The 19,052-nt window shown below is 71.2% G+C and carries 17 protein-coding genes; 3 read left to right on the top strand and 14 right to left on the bottom strand.

The window, feature by feature from the left end:
- Window positions 1–175: 175 nt before the first annotated feature.
- The 7 genes from G537_RS0110180 to G537_RS0110150 are packed head-to-tail and all read right to left on the bottom strand — an operon-like array spanning window position 176 to window position 7,789.
- Complete coding sequence (locus G537_RS0110180) at window positions 176–943, bottom strand: SDR family oxidoreductase (protein WP_026870036.1); 768 nt, start codon at window positions 941–943, stop codon at window positions 176–178.
- Window positions 944–961: 18 nt separating this feature from the next.
- Complete coding sequence (locus tag G537_RS0110175; protein WP_026870035.1) at window positions 962–2,479, bottom strand: sugar ABC transporter ATP-binding protein; 1,518 nt, start codon at window positions 2,477–2,479, stop codon at window positions 962–964.
- Window positions 2,479–3,408, bottom strand: coding sequence for a sugar ABC transporter substrate-binding protein (locus tag G537_RS0110170; protein ID WP_026870034.1), 930 nt, complete (start codon window positions 3,406–3,408; stop codon window positions 2,479–2,481). The genes G537_RS0110175 and G537_RS0110170 overlap by 1 nt, the downstream gene beginning before the upstream one ends.
- Before the next feature lie 49 nt (window positions 3,409–3,457).
- Entirely contained in the window at window positions 3,458–4,438 is a 981-nt protein-coding gene (locus tag G537_RS0110165) for an ABC transporter permease (RefSeq protein WP_026870033.1), read from the bottom strand.
- 37 nt (window positions 4,439–4,475) lie between these two features.
- On the bottom strand, window positions 4,476–5,957 hold the full coding sequence (locus G537_RS0110160) for an FGGY-family carbohydrate kinase (RefSeq protein WP_026870032.1): 1,482 nt from the start codon (window positions 5,955–5,957) through the stop codon (window positions 4,476–4,478).
- A gap of 3 nt (window positions 5,958–5,960) precedes the next feature.
- Window positions 5,961–6,911, bottom strand: a complete 951-nt coding sequence (locus G537_RS0110155; RefSeq protein WP_026870031.1) for a transketolase family protein — start codon at window positions 6,909–6,911, stop codon at window positions 5,961–5,963.
- A complete protein-coding gene (locus G537_RS0110150; RefSeq protein ID WP_169516725.1) occupies window positions 6,908–7,789 on the bottom strand; it encodes a transketolase in 882 nt (293 codons plus the stop codon). Before G537_RS0110150 ends, G537_RS0110155 begins: the two co-directional genes overlap by 4 nt.
- 263 nt (window positions 7,790–8,052) lie before the next feature.
- On the opposite strand from G537_RS0110150, the gene G537_RS0110145 reads away from it, so the two are divergent.
- Both G537_RS0110145 and G537_RS0110140 read left to right on the top strand, forming a co-directional pair.
- Entirely contained in the window at window positions 8,053–9,027 is a 975-nt protein-coding gene (locus G537_RS0110145) for a sugar-binding transcriptional regulator (RefSeq protein WP_026870029.1), read from the top strand.
- Window positions 9,028–9,058: 31 nt separating this feature from the next.
- Window positions 9,059–9,841, top strand: a complete 783-nt coding sequence (locus tag G537_RS0110140; protein WP_026870028.1) for an SDR family oxidoreductase — start codon at window positions 9,059–9,061, stop codon at window positions 9,839–9,841.
- A gap of 69 nt (window positions 9,842–9,910) precedes the next feature.
- Here G537_RS0110140 and G537_RS0110135 read toward each other — a convergent pair whose 3' ends face one another.
- The 6 genes from G537_RS0110135 to G537_RS0110110 are packed head-to-tail and all read right to left on the bottom strand — an operon-like array spanning window position 9,911 to window position 16,495.
- Window positions 9,911–10,888, bottom strand: a complete 978-nt coding sequence (locus G537_RS0110135; RefSeq protein WP_026870027.1) for a hydroxyacid dehydrogenase — start codon at window positions 10,886–10,888, stop codon at window positions 9,911–9,913.
- A complete protein-coding gene (locus G537_RS0110130; protein WP_155888566.1) occupies window positions 10,885–12,213 on the bottom strand; it encodes an MFS transporter in 1,329 nt (442 codons plus the stop codon). The genes G537_RS0110135 and G537_RS0110130 overlap by 4 nt, the downstream gene beginning before the upstream one ends.
- Window positions 12,214–12,249: 36 nt before the next feature.
- Window positions 12,250–13,134, bottom strand: coding sequence for a dihydrodipicolinate synthase family protein (locus G537_RS0110125; RefSeq protein WP_026870025.1), 885 nt, complete (start codon window positions 13,132–13,134; stop codon window positions 12,250–12,252).
- A gap of 27 nt (window positions 13,135–13,161) precedes the next feature.
- A complete protein-coding gene (locus tag G537_RS0110120; RefSeq protein WP_026870024.1) occupies window positions 13,162–14,313 on the bottom strand; it encodes an iron-containing alcohol dehydrogenase in 1,152 nt (383 codons plus the stop codon).
- An 11-nt stretch (window positions 14,314–14,324) separates the two neighbouring features.
- Window positions 14,325–15,353, bottom strand: coding sequence for a 4-hydroxythreonine-4-phosphate dehydrogenase PdxA (gene pdxA, locus G537_RS0110115; protein ID WP_026870023.1), 1,029 nt, complete (start codon window positions 15,351–15,353; stop codon window positions 14,325–14,327).
- Entirely contained in the window at window positions 15,350–16,495 is a 1,146-nt protein-coding gene (locus tag G537_RS0110110; RefSeq protein ID WP_026870022.1) for a four-carbon acid sugar kinase family protein, read from the bottom strand. The genes pdxA and G537_RS0110110 overlap by 4 nt, the downstream gene beginning before the upstream one ends.
- Window positions 16,496–16,771: 276 nt before the next feature.
- Here G537_RS0110110 and G537_RS0110105 point away from each other — a divergent pair, with 276 nt between their 5' ends.
- Entirely contained in the window at window positions 16,772–17,557 is a 786-nt protein-coding gene (locus G537_RS0110105; protein WP_081688724.1) for a FadR/GntR family transcriptional regulator, read from the top strand.
- Window positions 17,558–17,704: 147 nt separating this feature from the next.
- Here G537_RS0110105 and G537_RS0110100 read toward each other — a convergent pair whose 3' ends face one another.
- Window positions 17,705–18,877: a sialidase family protein gene (locus tag G537_RS0110100; protein WP_026870020.1), complete on the bottom strand. Its 1,173-nt coding sequence runs from the start codon at window positions 18,875–18,877 to the stop codon at window positions 17,705–17,707.
- Window positions 18,878–19,052 lie beyond the last annotated feature (175 nt).

Genomic DNA, 19,052 nt, shown 5'->3' with positions numbered 1-19,052 from the left:
CCTGAGGATCCGCCTTCGTGCTCTGTGGCGGCTTTATTAATCGATTAATATGACGGAGATGGGAGCCGCGTCAAGACGCGACCGCCCGAATGGGGGCGGCCGCGCCGGGATGCTAAGGCTCGACGGTTGGAAGTCCCTGATGCGGGGAGCCGTCAAGCGGCCGCCCCGCGATCCCTCACCAGCAGACGAAGCCGCCGTCGACGATCAGGTCGATGCCGGTGCAGAAGGACGAGGCGGCGCTGGCCAGGAACACCGCCGGCCCCACCAGTTCGTCCACCGTCGCCATCCGGCCCATCGGCGTGTCGCGCTCGAAGATCTTGCGCTGCTCCGCCACCTCCGGCCGCAGGTTCATCGGCGTCAGCGTGTAGCCGGGGCTGATCGCGTTCACCCGCAGGCCGCGGTCGGCCCATTCCATCGCCAGGCTCTTGGTCAGGTGGATCACCCCGGCCTTGGAGGTGTTGTAATGCGCCTGCAGCAGCCCGCGATTGACGATCGACCCCGACATCGAGGCGATGTTGACGATCGATCCGCGGCCGCGCGGCAGCATCACCCGGGCCTCGGCCTGGGCCGAGAGGAAGACCCCGGTCAGGTTGACGTCGATGGTGCGCTGCCACTGCGCCTCCGGCAGGTCCTCCGCCGCCGTGGCATTGGCGATGCCGGCGCAGTTCACCGCGACCGACAGCGCGCCGAGTTGGGCTTCGACCGCATCCACGGCCCGCGCCAGGTCGACGGCCTGGGTCACGTCGCCGGTCAGGGTCAGCGCCCGGCGGCCCAGCGCCCGGATGCGTCCGGCGGTGTCGGCGAGGCCGGCCTCCGAGGCCGGCAGGTCGAAGCAGGCGACGTCGGCGCCGGCCTCGGCCAGGCCGACGGCGATGCGCTGGCCGATGCCGCTGCCGGCGCCGGTGACGAAGGCGATCTGATCATCGAGCCGGAAGATCTGCACGGTCGGGCGTTCCTTGGTTCAGCGGGTTGCGAGTTCCATCACAGAGACGCGGTTGGCCTGGTCGCGGTCGAGAATGCCCTGGTTGCGGCCGCGGGCCAGCACCATCACCCGGTGCGACAGGCCCAGCACCTCGTCGAGGTCGGAGCTGACGACCACCACCGCCATGCCGGTGGCGGCGAGTCCGGCGATCACGTCGTAGATCGCGGCCCGGGCGCCGACATCGATGCCGCGGGTCGGCTCGTCCAGGATGAAGACCTTGGGGTCGCGCGCGATCCATTTCGCGATCACGACCTTCTGCTGGTTGCCGCCCGACAGGTTGCCGGCGCGCTGGCCGGGCGTGCCCTTCACCCCCATCCGGGCGATGAGATCGGCGGCGAAGCCGCGCACCCGCGCGGGGCTGATCCAGCCGCCGGGGGCGATGCGGTCGAAATTGGCATAGGCGATGTTGTCGGCGATGGTGTGGTCCAGCACCACGCCCTGCAGCTTGCGGTCCTCCGGCACCAGCATGACGCCGGCGCGGATCGCATCGGACGGGCCGCGCAGGTCGACCGGCCGGCCGTCCACCGCCACCCGGCCGGACGCGACCGGATCGGCGCCGACGATGCCGCGCACCAGCTCGGTCCGTCCGGCGCCGACGATGCCGGCGATGCCGAACACCTCGCCCGCGCGCACGGTGAAGCTGATGTCGCGGAAGCCGCCATCGGCGGCGGTGAGGCCGGAGACCTCGAGCCGCGTCCGCTCCTCCGGCAAGGAGACGGTCGGGAACATCCGGTCGACGCTGCGGCCGACCATCTGCTCGACCAGCGTCTTGACCGGCACCTGCGCCGTCTCATGGGTGGCGACCAGGCGGCCGTCGCGCAGCACCGCGACGCGGTCGGCGATGCGGGCGATCTCGTCGAGGCGGTGGCTGATATAGATGAAGGAGACGCCGTCGCGCTTCAGCCGCTCGATCTGCTGGAACAGCCGCTCCGTCTCCTCGCCGCCCAGCGCCGCGGTCGGCTCGTCCAGGATCAGCAGGCGGGAGTTCAGGGTCAGGGCCTTGGCGATCTCGACCTGCTGCTGCGCCGCAACCCGCAGCTCGCGCACCAGCTTCGTCGGCGCGATGTCGAGGCCCAGGCGGTGCAGTTGCTCGCCAGCACGGCGGTTCATCTCCGCCCGGTCGATCCGGCCGCCCCTGGCCGGCAGCCGGCCGACGAAGACGTTCTCGGCGATCGTCAGGTCCGGCAGCAGCTTCATCTCCTGATGGATCAGGCCGATGCCGGCGGCGATCGCCTCCCCCGGCGAGGCCGGGGCGTAGGGCCGGCCCTGCCAGGTCATATGGCCGGTGCTGGGCGGCACCAGGCCGGAGATGACAGAGGACAGGGTCGACTTGCCGGCGCCGTTCTCGCCCAGAAGGGCCAGCACCTCGCCCGGCCGGATGTCGAGGTCGACATCCTGCAGCACGGTGATGCCGCCATAGGCCTTGCCGATGCCGCGGATGGAGAGCCCCTCGGGGCTCTCCGCCACGGCGGCGCGAACGGTCGCCGCGCCCGTCATCAGGGGTGCTTCTCGATGAAGCCGGCGACGTTGTCCTTGGTGGTCAGCGTCGCCTGCTGCAGCTGCTCGGCCGGGACTTTCTTGCCGTCCGCCAGCTCCAGCGCGGACTGCAGCGCCAGCCGGCCCATCTGCTGGGTGGTCTGGGTCATGGTCGCGTCCAGCGTGCCGGCCTGCACCGCCTTCAGCCCGGCGACGTCGCCGTCGAAGCCGAAGATCCAGGCCTTGTGGTCGAGATTGGCCACCTTCACCGCCTGGGCGGCGCCCAGCGCCAGCGCGTCGGCCCGGCCGAAGAAGACCGAGATGGTCGGGTCGCGTTGCAGCATGTCCTGGGCGATGTTGAAGCCCTCGTCCTGCATCCACATGGTGCTGGCCTGCTTGGCCACCACCTTCAGCCCCGGGCACTTCTCCAGCGCCTCGGTGAAGCCCTTGTCGCGATCCTGCTCCGGCGTGGTGCCGAGCTGGCCCTGGATGATGGCGACATTGCCCTGGCCGCCCGTCACCTTGCAGACATGCTCGCCCAGCGTCCGCGCGGCGGCGACGCTGTCGGTGGCGATGAAGGTGTCGCCCGGCGCGTCGGCCGGGTTGCGGTCGACCGCGACCACCGGGATGCCGGCGGCCTTGGCCGCCTTCACCGGGACGCTGGCGGCGGTGGCGCCGGCCGGGATGTAGATCAGCGCGTCGATCTGCTGCGTGATCAGGTCCTGGATCTGGCTGACCTGGGTGGCGGAATCGCCCTTGGCGTCGACGGTGACGACCTTGATCCCCTGTTCCTGGGCCGCGGCCTCGACCGACTGCTTGATCTGGTTGAAGAAGTCGGCCTGCAGGTTGGCGACGGCCAGGCCGATCACCTTGTCTTCGGCCCAGGCGCTGGAGCCGAGGGCGGTGCCGGCCAACAGCGCCAGCGCGGCGACGGCGAAACGGGTCTTCATGGGTCGGTCCTCTCCTGTTGCGACGGTCGTCCCGTCTTTGTGGTCCCGGTCAGCGGTTGCGCCGGCCGAGGGTGTCGAAGGTGACGGCGGCGGCGATCACGAGTCCGATCACCACCTGCTGCACGAAGGGCGAGACGCCGAGCAGGTTCAGCCCGTTGCGCAGCACGCCGATGATCAGGACGCCGACCACCGTGCCGCCGATGCTGCCGACGCCGCCGGACAAGCTGGCGCCGCCGATCACGACCGCGGCGATGGTGTCGAGCTCGTAGCCGAGGCCGGCGCTGGGCTGGGAGGAGTCGAGCCGCGCCGCCAGCGCCATGCCGGCGATGCCGGCCAGCGCCCCGGCCGCGGCATAGACCGCGATCGTCACCCGGCCGACATGGATGCCGGCGAGGCGCGCCACCTCGCGGCTGCCGCCGATGGCGTAGAGATTGCGGCCGCCGGGCCGGAAGGTCAGGTACAGCCAGCTGACCGCGACCAGCACCAGGAACAGCGCCACGGTCAGCGACAGGAAGCCGAAATGGCGGACGATGGCGAGCGAGGTGAACCAGTCGGGGTAGCCGACGATCTGGGTGCCGTCGGTCAGGATGTTGGCCAGGCCGCGCGCCACCGACATCATCGTCAGCGTGGCAATGAAGGCGGGCAGCCGCGCCAGGGTGATCAGCAGGCCCGAGGCCAGGCCGCACAGCGCGCCGGCGCCGATGCCCAGCAGCAGGGCCAGCGCCATCGGCAGCTGCATGTCGCGCGCCAGCCAGCCCATTACCATCATCGACAGCGCCAGGACCGAGCCGACCGACAGGTCGATGCCGCCGATCACGATCACCGCGGTCATGCCGATGGCGAGGATGCCCAGCACCGTGACCTGGTCGAGCACGTTGAGCGCGTTGCGGACCGACAGGAAATGGTCCGAGGCGAAGGAGAAGATCACGCACAGCAGGACCAGGCCGATCAGCGGGCCCTGGGCGCCGCTGGTCAGGCTGATCCGCGGCAGGATCGTCCTGGGGGCCGGTTGGTCGATGCGCGCTTCCATCCCTGTCGTCCTCTTGCTGTTCACGAGACGGGGCGGCTCAGCGCCCCGCCGTCTCCGGCGGCACCGCACCCGAGGCGCGCCGCACCGCCCGCCGCCAGCCATCCCGTTCGGCCCGGCGCCGGTCGGCCGGCATCGCCGGGGCGAAGCCGTGGCGCTCCCGCGGCAGCGCCGCGAGGCCGTCCCACGACCAGATCCCCGCGCCGAGCCCGGCCAGATGCGCCGCGCCGAGCGCCGATAGCTCGGCCGTGTCCGACCGCAGCACCTCGCAGCCGGCGAGATCGGCCAGCGCTTGCATCAGCACCGGGTTGCGGGTCGGGCCGCCATCGACATGCAGCGTGCGGACCTGCCCGACGCTGCGGTCGATGGCCTCGACCACGTCGGCGATCTGGTGCGGGATCGATTCCAGCGCCGCGCGGGCCACCGCGGCCCGGCCGGTGCCGAGGGTGAAGCCGGCCAGGAGGCCGACCGCGTTCAGGTCCCACCACGGCGCGCCCAGCCCGTTGAAGCCGGGCACCAGGTACACGCCGTCGCTGGAGGCATTCGCCGCTAGATCCGCCAGCTCCTGCGTCGACAGGCCCAGCAGCTCCGCCGCCCAGCGCAGCGTCGAGCCGGCGGAGCGGATATTGCCTTCGGCCGCCAGCGCCGGACCGTCTATCGACCAGGCGATGGTCAGGCACAGGCCGGGATCGAGTGCCTCGGCCCGGTCGATCAGCCCCATGACGGAGGAGCCGGTGCCCATCGTCGCCTTGATCTGGCCCGGGGCGAAGGCGCCATGGGCGAACAGCGCCGCATGGGAATCACCCAGCACCGCCGCGACTGGCACGCCATCCGGCAGCGGGTCAAGACCCCGGACGGACGGGAACGGGCCGGTCGAGGACACGACGCAGGGCAGCGCCGCCTCCGGCACGCCGAACAGCACCATCAGGTCGGGGTCCCAGGCGGCGCGGCGGACATCCAGCAGCTGGGTACGCGAGGCGTTGCCGGCCTCGGTCACCGCCTCGCCGCCGAAGCGGCTGAGCAGCCAGGCATCGACGGTGCCGAGGCAGATATCCCCGGACTTCGCCCGGACGCGGTCCGGGTCGAGCCTGTCGAGCAGCCATTTGGCCTTGGCTGCCGAAAACATCGGGTCGAGCGGCAGGCCGCTGCGCTGGCGCGCCAGCCGCTCGGCGCCCGGCGAGCGCAACGTCTCGCACAGCTCACCGGTGCGCTGGTCCTGCCAGCTGATCAGCGGCGACAGGGCCTGGCCGGTGCGGCGGTCCCACATCAGCAGGGATTCGCGCTGGGTGCTGAAGCCGACCGCGGCGACCGCCTTCGGATCCTGCCCTTCCAGGCAGGCGGCCACGGCCGTGCGGACGCTGTCCCAGATCGCCGCTGGGTCCTGCTCGACCCAGCCCGGACGGGGATGCGTCTCGCCCAAGGGGGCGGCGCCGCGCGCCACCACCGCCCCCGCGGCGTCGACCAGCAGCGCCTTGGTGGAGCTGGTGCCCTGGTCGATGGCGAGGAGGAGCGGCGCCGGCATGGGTCAGCCCACCAGTTCGCGGGCGGCGGCGGCGATGCCGGCCGGGTTCAGCCCGAAATGGTCCAGGAGGAAGGCGGCGCTGCCGGTGGGTGCGAAGCCGGTGACGCCGAGGATGCGCATCGGCACCGGATGCGCCTGCGACACGATCTCGGCCACGGCGCCGCCCAGACCGCCCTGCACCACCGCCTCCTCGACGGTGACGATGCGGCCGGTCTCGGTCGCGGCGCGCAGCAGCGGCTCGGGGTCGAGCGGCTTGAGGGTGGCGACGTTCAGCACACGGGCCTCAACCCCCTCGCCGGCCAGAAGCTCCGCGGCTTCCAGCGCCCGCGACACCATGGTCCCGGTCGCCACCAGCGTGACGTCGCCGCCGGCGCGCAGCTGCTGGGTCGCGCCCGCGCCGAACTCGGCGCCGGGCGGCGTCACCTCCGGCACCGGGAAGCGGCCGATGCGCAGGAACACCGGGCGTCCGGCGCCCGCGGCCCAGCGCACCGCCGCGCGGGTCTGGGACGGATCGGCCGGCACCATCACGGTCAGCTCCGGGATCGCCCGGGTCCAGGCCAGGTCCTCGATCGAATGGTGGGTCGGCCCCAGCTCGCCATAGGCCATGCCCGGGCTCATGCCGCACAGCACCATCGGATACTGGCTGTAGGCCGCGTCGGCCTTGATCTGTTCCAGCGCCCGGCCGGTCAGGAAGGGCGAGGCGGCGCAGACGAAGGGGATGAAGCCGCCATTGGCCAGGCCGGCGGCGACGCCGACCATGGCCTGCTCGGCGATGCCGACATTGACCAGCCGGTCGGGGAACTCGGCCGCGAAGGCCGTCAGATTGCTGGAGCCGACGGAGTCGTTGCACACGGCGACGATGCGCCGGTCGGTCCGGGCCAGCTCAGTCAGCGTCTCGGCGAAGGCCTTGCGGCAGTCGAAGGTGCCGGCCTTGGCGGCGACATCGGCGCTCATCGTGCGACCTCCGCCAGGGCCTGCTCGATCTGCGCCGGCGACGGCACCTTGTGGTGCCACTCCACGCGGTCTTCCATGAAGGACACGCCCTTCCCCTTCAGCGTGCGGGCGATGACGCAGCGCGGCCTGCCGGCCGGCGCGGCGGTGAAGGCGGCCCACAGCGCGGCGTGATCGTGGCCGTCCAGTTCGATCGCCTCCCAGCCGAAGGCGCGCCACTTGTCGGCCAGCGGCTCCAGCCGGTTGGTGTCCTCGGTGCGGGCACCCTGCTGCAGCCGGTTGCGGTCGACGATCGCCGTCAGGTTGTCGAGCCCGCGATGGCCGGCGGACATCGCGGCCTCCCAGTTGCTGCCCTCCTGCAGCTCGCCATCGCCGAGCACGACGAAGGTGCGCCAGGACGCGCCGGCCAGCCGCGCCGCGACGGCACAGCCGACGCCGATCGGCAGGCCGTGGCCGAGCGGGCCGGTGTTGGCCTCGACCCCCGGCACCTTGCGCCGGTTCGGATGGCCGTTCAGGGCGGAGAGCGGCGCCATGAAGCTGCCGAGCTGGGCCTGCGGGATGAAGCCGCGCAGCGCCAGCGTGCTGTAGAGCGCCGCGGCGCAGTGGCCCTTGCTGAGGATGAAGCGGTCGCGGTCGGGCCGCGTTGGGTTAGCGGGATCGAGGTCGAGCACGCCGAAGAACAGCGTCGCCAGGATGTCGGTCACCGACAGGTCGCCGCCGACATGGCCGAGGCCGGCCTGCCCGATCATGCGCAGTACGGAGGCGCGGATCTCCGCCGCCGCCCCGGCCAGGAGGCGCGCCCGCTCGGCCCCGTCCGTCACGGCGATGCGCGCCACGTCGGGGACCGTGTCGAGGACGAATGGGGGCTTGGGGTCGAGCACCGCTCCTCCGGTTTGAATAATTATTCATACTCAGATTTAAATTCATGCTATCGACGAGTCGAAACCGCGTCAAGCCGCTCGGCCTGACGCTCCGCCCAAAGAATGATAAGCATTCAGGATTAGGAGAAAATTCGTGGACGCGGCTGACTTGGATGTGCAGCTTCCGCTTGACCGGATGCCAGCCTGCGTCTGAATAATCAGGCCGTGATGCATAAATTTTCCAACCAGCCGAACCGGCAACCGACGATCGAGGCCGCCTGCCGATGAGCCGCATCAACGAGCTTCGCCTGATCACCCGGGTGGCGCAGATGTATTACGTCGACCGGTTGAAGCAGTCCGACATCTCGCAGCGGCTGCACATCTCGCAGGCGACGATCTCGCGCCTGCTGAAGCGGGCCGAGGAGGAATCGATCGTCCGCATCACCATCAATGCCCCGCGCGGCACTTATGTCGATCTGGAGACAGGGTTGCGCGAGCGCTTCGGCCTGACCGAGGCGATCGTCGCCGAATGCGGCGAAGACCGCGAGGAATCGATCCTGGCCGGCATCGGCGACGCCGCGGCGCATTTCCTGGAGACGACGCTGGATCAGGGCGAAGTGATCGGCATCTCGTCCTGGAGCGCGTCGCTGCTGCGCATGGTCGACGCCATCAACCCGCTGAAGCGGGTGGCGGCGGATCGGGTGGTGCAGATGCTGGGCGGCATGGGCAACCCCGCCGTTCAGGGCCACGCCACCCACCTGACCACGCGCCTGGCCCAGCTGACCGGGTCGCAGCCCCAGCTCCTCCCCGCCCCCGGCGTTGCCGGGTCGGCCTCGGCCAAGCGGGCGCTGCTGGCCGACCCCTATGTGCGGGCGACGATGGAGCAGTGGCGGCGGATCACCCTGGCGCTGGTCGGCATCGGCGCGGTCGAGCCGTCGAAGATGCTGGCCAACAGCGGCAACGTCTTCACCGGCGAAGAGCTGGAGGCGGTGGCCCGCAGCGGCGGCGTCGGCGACATCTGCCTGCGCTTCTTCGGCGCCTATGGCGCCCCGGTCCAGACCCCGCTGGACGAGCGGGTGATCTCGATGTCGCTGGACGAGATCCGCGCCGTTCCCCGAATCGTCGGCGTCGCCGGCGGCGCCCGCAAGGTGGCGGCGATCCGCGGCGCCCTTCTGGGCCGCCACATCAACATCCTGATCACCGACCGCTTCACGGCGGAGAAGCTGCTGGCCCAGTCCGACAGCGACTTCGCCCGCTGACCCCAACCAAGAGAGTTCCGGGAGAGAGCCCATGCCCCGCTTCACCGACAAGACCGTCGTCATCACCGGTGCCAGCCGCGGCATCGGCGCCGCCATCGCCCGCCGCTTCGTCGCCGAGGGCGCGTCCGTGCTGCTGGCCGCCAACGAGGCCGCCGTGGCCGAGACCGCGGCCCGGATCGCGCAGGAGGGGGGCCGCACCGCCTCCTTTGTCGCCGACGTCACCGACCCGGCCCAGGTCGCGGCCCTCTATGACGAGGCCGAGCGGCGCTTCGGCACGGTCGACATCTCGATCCAGAATGCCGGCGTCATCACCATCGCCCGGATCGAGGACATGACCGAGGCGGAATGGGACAAGGTGCTGGCGGTCAACACCAAGGGCGTGTTCCTGTGCTGCCAGGAGGCGATTCGCCGGATCCGCAAGCACGGCCGCGGCGGCCGGCTGATCAACACCGCCTCCGGCCAGGCGCGGCAGGGCTTCATCTTCACGCCGCACTACGCCGCCTCGAAATTCGGCGTGGTCGGGGTGACCCAGAGCCTGGCCAAGGAGGTGGCGAAGGAAGGCATCACCGTGAACGCCTTCTGCCCCGGCATCATCGACACCGACATGTGGGCCTACAACGACACCGCCTGGGGCAAGCTGCTGGGCGACTACAAGCCGGGCGAGCTGATGGCGGAATGGGTGCGCGGCATCCCGATGGGCCGCGCCGGCACCGGCGAGGACGTGGCCGGCCTGGTCGCCTTCCTGGCCAGCGACGACGCCGCCTACATCACCGGCCAGACCATCAATGTCGATGGCGGTCTGATCATGTCGTAGGAGAGCAGAGGAGCGGCCGGTCCGGCGGCTCGAGATCCGCCGGAAGCCCTGTCATCCGAGCCGTGTCGGTCACTGCCCGTCCTGAACGCGGACGACGTAGCGTGGATGGACATCCTCGTTCCGCAGCACCGCGAGGACGTTCCGCACCGTCTGCAGCGAGACCTCCCGACGCGCCTCCTCGGTCACCCCGCCGACATGCGGAGAGACGATCACGGTGTCGAGCCGCCACAGCGGATTGTCCGCGGCGGGCGGCTCGGGCGCGAAGGTGTCCAGCCCCGCGCCGGCAATGGCGCCGGCCTGCAGCGCCTGCACCAGGGCGGATACGTCGACCACCTCGCCTCGGGCGGTGTTGATCAGAAGCGCGGTGGGCTTCATCAGCCCCAGCTCCCGCGCCCCGATCAGGCCCCGGGTCCGGTCGGTCAGGGGACAATGCAGGCTGACCACGTCGCTCTCGCGCAGCAGCGTGTCGAGATCGGCCGCGCGCCCGACCTTGGCGCCGAAGGCTTCGTCCGGGGCGAAGGGGTCATAGGCCGTGACCTGCATGCCGACGGCATCGGCCATCCGGGCGAGGGCCTGGGCGATCAGCCCGATCCCCACCAGCCCGAGCCTGCGGCCTCGCAGCTCGTGCCCCTGATAGGCCTTCTTCTCCCAGCCGCCGCCGCGGACGAAGGCGTCCTGCCGCCGGAGGTCCTTGATCAGGGCCAGCATCAGCGCCAGCGCGTGCTCGGCGACCGAATGGGCGTTGCATCCGGTCGCGGCGAGGACCGGCAGGCCGAGGCGCCCGGCGGCCGCCACGTCGATGTCGTTGGTTCCGGCGCCGTGCTTGGCCACCACCCTGAGCCTGGGCGACGCGCGCAGCACCGCCTCGTCGATCCGGTCGACCAGGCGGACGATCACGGCATCCGCCTGATGCTCGGCGAGGGTCGTGATCATCCGCTCCCTCCCCGGATATGGCTCCGTGGCGATGGAGTTGACGCCGGCCGCGCGCAGCAGCGCCTCCGCCTCCGGCGCCACCGGCCCGCCCAGGCTGACCACCGTGAGCGTCATGCGTTCTCTCCCGCGTCGCGGATCGGTTCCACCTTGGTGAGGAGGAAGGCGTAGTTGAGGATCCCCAGCACGCCGATCGCGGCGGAGAACACGAGGGCGGCGTTGAAGGAGCCGGTGGCGGCGACGATGAAGCCGGTCACGATCGGCCCGACGATGCCGCCGAAATTCGAGACCATGTTCTGCAGCCCGGCGACCGTGGAGGTCATGTTGCGCGGCGAGACGTCGCCCGGCAGCGCCCAGACCTGCGAGGCGGCGACGGTGGTGCCGGCCTTGGCGATGCACAGCAGCAGCACGGTGACGGTCACGGAGGTGGAGAACGGCGCCGGGCCGATGCACAGCGCCATCATCAGCCCGCCGATCAGGAACAGCTTGCGGGTGGCGGTGAGCGACAGGCGCCCGCTGTGGACGATGCGGTCCGACAGCCAGCCGGCCAGGATCTCGAACACCAGCCCCGCCAGCAGCGGCAGCGAGGCGACCAGACCCATGGTCAGGAAGCCCATCCCCTGCTCCTTCACCAGATAGGTCGGCAGCCAGGTGATGAAGAAGTAGGAGATGTAGTTGATGGTGAAGAAGCCGAGGCACATCGCCCAGATGTTCCGGTAGCGCAGCAGCTGGTACCAGCGCATCGGGATCGTCTTATCGGTGCCGTGGCGCCGGGCCTGGCCGTCGCGGATGTGCCGCAGCTCCGCCGCGTTGACGCGCCCATGGGTCTCCGGTGTCTCGGCGAAGAACCACCACCAGGCGGCAGTCCAGACCAGGCCGACGGCACCGATGACAACGAAGGTCAGCCGCCAGTCGAGGATCGAGATCATCCAGGCGATCAGCGGCATCGCCACGGCGCCGCCGAATTTCGAGGCGCTGTCGAACAGGGCGGAGATCGTCGCCCGCTCCCTGTCCGGGAACCATTTCGCGGCGATGCCGGCATTGGCCGGATAGGCCCCCGCCTCGCCGGCGCCGAGCGCCACGCGCAGCCCCAGGAGAGAAGTGAAGCCGGTGGCGAGGCCGCTGGCGGAGGTCGCCAGCGACCACCAGGCGACCGCCGCCCCCAGCCCGATCTTCTGGCCGAACCGGTCGGCGAACCATCCCGCCGGGATCTGCAGCAGCGCGTAGGACCAGAAGAACGCCGACATGATGATGCCCATCATCTCGGGCGGGATGGCGAGGTCCCGCGTCAGATGCGGCGCAGCCGCCGCCAGCACCGTGCGGTCGATGTAGTTGATGGCGATGGCGAGCCACATCAGCCCGGCCACGATCCACCGCACCTTGGTCCTGCCGCGCACGGCCGCGATCGCCGCGCCGCCGTCCCGGGTCGCGCTCTCAGTCATGTCCCAGCCTTCTCTCGTCGATGGGGACGCCGCCGGCTAGCCCGCGGCCTCGACATAGGCCCTGGAGATCTCGGCGATCCGGCGATCGGCCTCCTCTCCGATCAGCACGGGGCCGCGGCTGCGGCCGACCTCCGGCATCGCGTGGCACAGCGCGCGCTTGACCATCGCCGGCGGGAAGCCCAGCGCATACAGATCCTTGCGCAGGGCGCTGAACCGGGCCTGGTGGGCCTCGGCCGCCACCAGGTCGCCACGGACGAAGGCGGCGTGAATGCCGTTGAGGGTCACCGGGCAGACATTGCCGAGGCCGGAGATGCAGCCGGCCGCGCCGTGGCGCAGCCCGTGCAGCACCAGGGAGTCGGGCCCGACCAGCACGTCGAAATCCGACCGGTCGCGGGCGATCGCCAGGAAGGCGTCGAGGCTCTCTTGCGACCCGGCGCTGTCCTTGATGCCGATGATGTTGGGATGCTCGGCCAGCGCCCGGACGGTGTCCGGCTCCAGCGTGTTCCCGGTGCGCGCCGGGATGTTGTAGAGGTAGAGCGGCACCGACAGCGCATCGGCCACGCGCCGGTAATGGTCGGTCAGCTCCGCCTGCGAGCAGGCGATGAAGGACGGCGTGATCGCCGAGACCGCCTTGACGCCCAGCCGCTCGACCCGCCGGCCGAGGGCGATGGTCTGGCCGGTGGCGATCTCGCCGATATGGGCCAGCACCGGCACCCGGCCGGCCGCTGCTTCGACGCAGGTCTCGGCCAGCCGCACCTTCTCCTCGAAGGACAGCGCATAGAACTCGCCATTGGTGCCGGCGCAGAACACGCCGTTGCCGGCCGCGGCCTGGCGGTCGACCTGGCGGCGCAGCGCCGCGAGATCGAGGGCCTCGTCCCGGTCGAACGGGGTGACGATGGCGACGAAAGGACCGGTGATCATGTTTCCTCCGTGTCTGGCGCGCCCGGCTCAGTAGGCCGCGCGATAGATCGCCAGGATGTCGTCGCGCGTCAGGTCGCGCGGATTGTTGTCGAGCAGCCGGCGGATCGCATGCGCCTCCTCCGCCATGCGCGGCAGGTCGTCCTGCGGCACGCCATAGGCCGACAGCCGCATTTCACAGCCGAGACCGGCGCACCAGCGATGGGCGGCGTCGAACACCGCGCCGGGATCGGTCGCGGCCGGCAGCCCCAGCGCGGCCAGCACGGCGGCGGTCCGCTCCGGCACCGCCGGGGCGTTGAAGGCCAGCACATGCGGGAAGATCAGGGCGTTGGCCGCGCCATGCGCCACATGGTGGCGGGTGCCCAGCGGATAGGCGACCGCATGGCCGCCGGCGGTGTTGACCGGGCCGAGGCAGAGGCCGCCGTAGAACGAGGCCAGGGCCAGGCCGGCGCGCGCCGCGCGGTCGCCGCCATCCGCGATCGCCCGCGGCAGCCAGCGGCCGACCAGCCGGGCACCTTCGAGGGCGTAGAGGTCGATCGCCGGATGCGCCTTGCGATTGGTGTAGGCCTCGACGCAATGGGCCAGGGCGTCGACGCCGGTGGCGGCGGTAACCGCGGGCGGGACGCTGATCGTCAGATCCGGGTCGATCACCGCGAGGTCGGCCAGCATGTGCAGGCTCTGCACCGCCAGCTTGCTGCGCGTCGCCGGGTCGGTGACCAGGGCGCGGGTCCCCGCCTCGCTGCCGGTGCCCGCGGTGGTCGGCACCTGGACCAGGGCCGCCCGCTTGCCGGCCACCTTCTCGACCCCGACGACATCGGCGAGGGGCTGGCCGCTGCCGGGCAGGACCGCGGCCAGCTTGGCCAGATCCATGGCGCTGCCGCCGCCGAACCCCACCACCACCTGGGCCTCCGCCGCCTCGGCGACGGCCAGAAGCGCCTCCAGGTTGGGGATGTCCGGCTCCGGCTTGATCTCGGCGAACACGGTCACGGCGCCGGCGAGGCCCAGCAGCTCCACCCGCGCGGCGTTGAAGGCGTCCGCCACCACCAGCACGCGGGTGAAGCCGCTCTCCCGGATCCAGCGCCCCGCGGCCGGGGCGGCGCCCGACCCGAACTCGATGCGGCGCGGGCGGGTCAGGTCGATCGGGCGGGTCAGGTCGCCAGTGGTCGTATCGTCGATGGTCATGGCGGGATCCGTCAGGCTGCGGTGCGGGCGGCGGCCAGCGCCTCGGCGTATTCGATCGCCTCGATCAGGCTCAGCTCGTTGGCGATGCCCTTGCCGGCGATGTCGAAGGCGGTGCCGTGGTCGACCGAGGTGCGGATGATCGGCAGGCCCAGCGTGATGTTGACGCCGCTCAGCGCGTCCCAGGCCCCGGTCTCCGGATTGACGTTGAAGCCCAGCAGCTTCACCGGGATGTGGCCCTGGTCGTGATACATGGCGACGACCGCGTCGTACTGGCCGGCGCGCAGCTTGACGAAGACGGTGTCGCCCGGAATCGGGCCGACCACGTCCAGCCCGTCGGCCACGCAGCGCGCGATCACCGGCTCGCTGACGTCGATGTCCTGCCGGCCGAACAGGCCCCCCTCTCCGGCATGCGGGTTCAGGGCGGCGACGGCGATGCGGCGGCGGGGCAGCCCGAGCCCGGCCAACGCCTGGTCGGTCAGGTCGATGACGGTGCGCAGCCGCTCGGGCGTCAGCCTGGCCGGCACGTCCTGCAGCGCGATGTGGGTGGTGACGTGGCTGACGCGCATGTTGCCGTGCGCCAGCATCATCACCGAGCCGCGGACGCCGGTCAGCTCGGCCAGCATTTCGGTGTGGCCGGCGAAATGATACCCGGCCTTGTTCAGCGCCTCCTTGTTCAAGGGCGCCGTGACCATGCCCTGGATCCGCCCGGCCTGGGCCAACCGGACCGCCCGCTCCACCGCCAGATAGGCGAAGCGCCCGCCATCCGCCGACAGCACGCCCGGCCGGATCGGCTCGCCCTCCGGCCCGGCCTGCAGACAGGCCAGCGCCGGCCAGGCGGCATCGCCCTCCTGCACCTCGGGGAAGTCCAGATCGCTGCCCAGCGCCGTCCGCGCCGCCTCCAGCGAGACCCGGCTGCCGATCACCAGCAGGCGCAGGTCCCCGGCCGCCAGCCTGTCCTTCAGCCGCGCACAGGCCTTGACGATGATCTCCGGGCCGACGCCGGCCGGATCCCCCATGGTGATGGCGAGATGAGGTGTCATGCTTGAGCTCCCTGGAGGTCTGCCCGTTCGAGGCCGAGCAGCCGGCGCAGCAGCCCGGGGTCGCCGAACGCGCCCGATTTCGAGATGACGCGGACGCCGTCGAACCGCCCGCCGCGCAGAGTCGAGCGGGGGACGCCGGGCAGAAGATGGCCGTCGAGATCCAGCCGCTCCGCCTCCAGCGCCGTGCACAGCGCCCGCAGGGTCTCGCCGCCGGCGACCAGCAGGGTGCCGGGCGGGTCGATCCGCCGCGCCAGGGCGCCCAGCTCGTCCCCGATGCGCCGGGCGGCCTCGCCGCGCGTTAGCCGGTCGGGCAGCGACACGGTGGCCAGCGCGATCCCTTGTTCGTTCATTCGCCCGGCCACGCGGGCGGCGCTGCCGTCTTCGCCGGGACGCAGGGCGGTGACGAGCGGCCGGCAGGCGGCCAGCTGCTCCGCGGTGGCGGGATGATCGGTGCCGAACAGCCCCAGCACCGGGCGCGGAGCGGCCGGCACGGCAGGATGGCGTGCGGAGGGGCGGCTGGTCCCCGCCAAGGCACCGGCCAGCCCACCGCTGCCGCACCACAGGACAGGCGCCTCGAGCGCGCGGCCGGCCGCCGCGATGGCGGCCAGGTCGGCGTCGGTCTCGGCATCCCACAGGCTGATGCCCGGCGGCACTGGATCGCCGGGCCGGCGATGCTGCACCGCCAGCCCTTCCCGCCGCAGGTCGGCGTGCAGGTCGGCCCCGACCGGCCGCCAGCCATCCGCCGTGCGCGCCAGTTGCACGCTGTCGCGGGTGACCCGGCCCTGCGCCGGAAAGGCCGGCGCGATGATGCAATGGGCCGGCGCGAGGACCTGGAGCCAGGCGGCGATCTCCGCCCCGGCATGGCCCCGCAGCAGGCTGTCCAGCTTGGCATAGGGCAGCGCGTCCGAAGCCCTCGGCAATCCGGCGACGAGCCGCGCCAGGGTCGCCCGCGCCTGGTCCCGCCCGGCCTCGCGGGTGCCGCTGTCGAGGGCGATGCCTGTCGCCGGCAAGGATTGCGGTGCTTCCGTCCAGTAGACCGGGATCGGCCCGGTCGCGCCGGCGAATGGCGCCGCCGTGTCGAGGGCACCGGTCAGGTCATCCGCGATCAGCTGGAGCCGCGTCGAGGCCTGCATCCGGATCATCCCTCCCTTCCCCGACCATGCGGAATCCGTTCGCCCGGGCGGGCGGCGTGAGCCACTCCCAGGCGGGCGCATTGAACCGCGGAGGGATATCGGTGTCAACATGTTGTAAACTTGAATGCCGATATTCGGGCGCCATTCGTGCAGATGCATGTCTGCATCTTAACAACTCCGTCACGCATCAACAGGGAGAGCAGTTGATCTGAGCCGGCAGAGGCCGCAGATAATAGGGAGATCCGTGCCGGTCCTGATCCGGGCAATCACGTGCGAGACGATGTCATGTCCGAACAGGGCGCCCTGGAAGAGAATACCCCCGTCGCCCTCGGCAGCGAGGCCGATGCGGTGATGACCGGGCGCGGACGCCAGACCCCCCTGGTCCAGAAGGTCTATCAGCACCTGCTGACCCAGATCGGCGCGGGACAGTTCCAGCCGGACCAGAAGCTGCCGGGCGAGCATGAGCTGGCCGCGCAGTTCCAGGTGTCGCGCCCGATCGTGCGGGAGGCCCTGGGTCGGCTGCGCGAAGAGGGGCTGATCTATTCGCGGCGCGGGGCGGGCAGCTTCGTCAAGCCGCAGGCCGCGCAGGCGGAGCGGCTCGCGCTGGGCTATTCCCCGGTCGAGACGATCGCCGACATCCAGCGCTGCTACGAATTCCGCCTGACCATCGAACCCGATCACGCCTACTACGCCGCGTTGCGCTGGAACGAGCCGGCCTTGGCGGCGATCGCCGCGGCGCTCGACCTGATGCGCGACGCGACGCGGGCGCATCGGCATCGCGAGGACGCCGATTTCGCCTTCCATCTCGCCGTGGCCAAAGCGGCGAACAACCACTACTACGTGTCGTCCCTGCAGGCCCTGAGGGAGCACATCGCCGTCGGCATGAAGTTCCACGGCGTCTCGCTGATGGGGCCGCGATCGGGCCTGGCAGGTGTGCTGGACGAGCACCGCGCGATCTTCGACGCGATCCGCAGCCGCGAGGCGGAACGGGCCCGGACGGCCATGCGCCGCCACCTCGAAGGGTCACGCGACCGCATCTTCGAGGGCCGGGTGCTGGACTTGGCCCTGTAATACCGACGGCCTGAAACATTGACCCGTCATGGCGAGCCCCGAAGGGGCGTGGCCATCCAGTGGTCCCGGCCCCTGGATCGCCACGGCGCTGCGCGCCTCGCGATGACGAAGAAGGGGCCGGAGAGGCCGATGGTATAAGCGCCCCGCTCAAGCCTCGTGCCCGTCGATCCAGCCGGGGGCGAGGCGCACATATTTGATCGCCCGCCGGTGATAGGTGAAGGCCAGGTGCAGGGCCCGGTCGGGCCCTTCCAGCAGGGCTGGATAGGACAGTTCGGTGTTGCGGCCGTCGAGCGAGTTGTTGGTCAGGCAGGTGCCCGGACCATCCTCGACGATCCGCCGCTGTGGAAAGGTGCGGCCGCCATCCTCCGAGACGCACAGGGCCAGCGGCGCGCGCGGCACGCCCCAGACCGGCGAACAGCCGCCTTCCGCGTCGGGGCGCGCGTCGCCTTCCCCGAGCTCATCGTAGAGCGACCGGCGCCGGGCGTGCGAGGTGGCGGCCGAGGACGGGTTGCACAGCAGCGCGACGCGGCCGTCGGACAGGCGGATGGCGGCGATCGAGGAGTTGTTGTTGGGAACGTCGGTGGGCTGCGGCGCCGACCATGTGCGTCCGCCATCCGCGCTTTCGGACCGGTGCACGGCATCGGCCTGCCGGCGCCGGTAGAAGGCCGCCAGCCGCCCGCCCCCGAGTGGCACCAGCGTCATGTGCACCGAGCCGACCGAGCCCGGCACTGCCGTGAGCTCCCAGCTCTCGCCGCGGTCGCGGCTGACGGCGAGCGCGGAGGTGTCGTGGCTGCCGGTCCAGCGCCGTCCGGGCAGCCCGACGCAGCGGAAGACCGGCATCATCCAGGCGCCGTCGTCGCGGAGCATGATCGACGCCCGCACGAAGGTGCCGCGCGGCAGGTCGAGCTCGCGCGCCGGCCCGGCGGAGACCTGCCCGCCCGCGAAGTCGAGCGCCCGCCGGCGCAGCAGGCACTCGTCCTGGTTGCCCGCGGGCTGCGCGGTGTGGACGAGGACCACGCCGCCGTCCGGGTCGACGAAGATCACCGGATTCTGCTCCGACCGCGCGGGATCGCCGCTCACCTGCCGCGGGGCGATCCATTGCGCGGCGCCGGGCGCCAGGGTCGAGACATGGATCGAGATGTCCGACGCGCCCTCGATGGTGCCGCCGAACCAGGCGCAGGCGAGCGAACCGTCCGGCAGGAAGGCGAGGAAGGCGGCGTGGTTCTGCACGACCGGCGACGGTAGGAACGCCTCGAGCCGCCCCGCAGGGCCGGGAGCGACGACACCCGTCATGCGCGCGGCGATCTCGTCGGGACTCAACGGCTCCTCCCAGGTCGTGAATTGCCTGCACGATGCGAGTCGATAGATCAGTTGTCAAGTTGTACCAGCACGGCCCTCAACCTTGTCTGGCCTCAAATATATTATTTAACAGTGACTTACACTGAACCACCGACACCAAGCGGGTCCTGAGTCGCGCCCCAGGAACCACAAGTTG

This window comes from Inquilinus limosus DSM 16000, from assembly GCF_000423185.1.
Taxonomy (GTDB): Bacteria; Pseudomonadota; Alphaproteobacteria; order DSM-16000; family Inquilinaceae; genus Inquilinus; species Inquilinus limosus.
Note: the sequence above shows the minus strand (reverse complement) of the source record. Positions and strands in the feature narration are given on the sequence as shown.